Raw genomic sequence first — 590 nt, 5'->3', positions numbered from 1 at the left:
AGCGCGCGCTTTGACGCGGAGTATGACAACAATGTTGTACGCGCACTGGGAGGGGTACTGCAAAACGCTATTTGAAGAGTACATTCGGCTTGTCCTCAAAAGAAAACCGCTCCTTGCAGACAGTGCAGACGGGCTCGTAGTGGCACACACACAGCACCTGCTGAGAAGGATAGAGTCTGGCGATAAACAAGCGAATCTAGAGCTGGCCGAACTCGCGCGCGGCGGATCGACTCAAAGGCTACGAGTCAATCGCGACAAAGTGGTTGATACGAAGTCGAATCTTCGGTACGTTGTACTTGAGTCAATAATGACAACTCTGAACCTTCCACTCCAGGATCTCGCTCTTAAACGAAATATGATAGATAGGCAACTCTGCGACAGCCGAAACGAAGTCGCCCACGGTAGAGCTAGCTTTCCCAGTGCCTCCGAGACACTGACCCTCCATCAAATGGTGATCGAAATGATGGAAGAGATGCGCGATACTGCGATTGGCCAGATTCGGTGCAGGGGCTATTCCATTAGCGGTGTTGTCGCGCGGTGATCTGCCGGATATTGCTTGAGCTATCGGCGGGAAGCTGTGCACCAAATGC

At 52.4% G+C, this 590-nt stretch carries 1 protein-coding gene; it reads left to right on the top strand.

The window, feature by feature from the left end; genetic code table 11:
- Positions 1–22 precede the first annotated feature (22 nt).
- On the top strand, positions 23–541 hold the full coding sequence (locus FK268_RS25645; RefSeq protein ID WP_368732157.1) for an MAE_28990/MAE_18760 family HEPN-like nuclease: 519 nt from the start codon (positions 23–25) through the stop codon (positions 539–541).
- Positions 542–590: the final 49 nt, after the last annotated feature.

It is taken from the genome of Tsukamurella sputi (assembly GCF_007858445.1).
Taxonomy (GTDB): Bacteria; Actinomycetota; Actinomycetes; order Mycobacteriales; family Mycobacteriaceae; genus Tsukamurella; species Tsukamurella sputi.
The sequence above is the reverse complement of the archived record's forward strand: the minus strand, read 5'-3'. Positions and strand labels throughout refer to the sequence as shown.